Source organism: Vibrio sp. 10N.261.52.A1 (assembly GCF_002876325.1).
Classification (GTDB): Bacteria; Pseudomonadota; Gammaproteobacteria; order Enterobacterales; family Vibrionaceae; genus Vibrio; species Vibrio chagasii.
This window is the reverse complement of record NZ_MCYD01000077.1, coordinates 892-1,970: the sequence shown is the minus strand read 5'-3', so window position 1 is coordinate 1,970 and position 1,079 is coordinate 892. Positions and strand designations below refer to the sequence as shown.

Genomic DNA, 1,079 nt, shown 5'->3' with positions numbered 1-1,079 from the left:
ACTTATTGGCTATTTTGTTTCTGTGCTTCTTTTGCTTTCTGTTTTGGCAGCAGCGCAGGCAATCTGAGCTTGCGAAAGCTGCCATTGCGAGAAAGTGTAAAGAGCTCGACTTGCAACTGTTAAGTGTTGCCTTTAGTGGTCATAAATTGAAGATGCGCCATGAACTCACGACCATTTGGCGCTGGCACACCATTTACCAATTTGAGTTTTCAGCGTTAGGGGATGACTGTTACAAAGGGAAACTGACCATGGTAGGTTTCCGTTCTATGCGGTTTGAGCTACAGCCTCATAGAATGTAACGTCGCAGTAAGCGGTGTATCGATATTCATGATAAGGGCCAAACTGATCTTGTTTGGTCTCTTTAAATACAAAGCCGAGTTTTTCTAAAAGCTTAATCGATGGATTATGACCGACATTAACGGTCGCGAAAACATTGGTTAAACGCTCTTCAAAGCACACCAAATTAAAGAAAGGTTTCAGTACCTCACTGGCAAAACCTTGATTCCAATATTCTTTATCCAAGATAAAGCCTAACTCGTGCTTACCTTCTTCTGATGAGATAAATACATGCCCAAGATATTCACGGGTTTGGTTATGGATAATGGCACGGCAAAAGCCGACGTTGTCTTGCAGTATCTCTTGAAATAGTTGCTTCGCAGAAGCGATAGAATGCGGCCCATTCATTTCTGCTCGATTAATCGGGCAGCAGTTGAGCTTGATGAAATCGTGCTGTAGCTGTTCGGTATAAGGTACTAACAGCGTTCTTGAGGTTGCTATCGTCATAAAACACTCCTTGTGTTGACCGTTAGCAGAAAAGCAGATGTATTGCTCCTAAATAAAGAGCCTCTAGATGGGTGAAATGTCTAGATAAAGAAAAGCCCCGACACCGAAGTGTCAGGGCTAGGGTCTTACTCGCAGCAGTCCGGCTACTAATTAATGCTCCATGCATCATCCATAATAGTGGCTGTAATCCTTCAGCTCTTTCCTTTACTTCGCCGTCCTAGCGGTGTCCAATCATCCTGAAAGCTAACAATCCTAGTTAGCGCACATCACTTGTTCCGTGAGCGGTGTCCTTTACA

2 protein-coding genes are annotated in these 1,079 nt (G+C 43.7%); one reads left to right on the top strand and one right to left on the bottom strand.

Features of this window, described 5'->3' with window-relative positions:
- Nucleotides 1-299: DUF3301 domain-containing protein (locus BCT81_RS01095; RefSeq protein WP_241908130.1), on the top strand; the 299-nt coding region annotated here is incomplete at its 5' end.
- Here BCT81_RS01095 and BCT81_RS01090 read toward each other — a convergent pair.
- Entirely contained in the window at nt 265-783 is a 519-nt protein-coding gene (locus BCT81_RS01090; protein WP_004738571.1) for a GNAT family N-acetyltransferase, read from the bottom strand. The two genes, BCT81_RS01095 and BCT81_RS01090, sit on opposite strands and share 35 nt — an antisense overlap.
- Nucleotides 784-1,079: the final 296 nt, after the last annotated feature.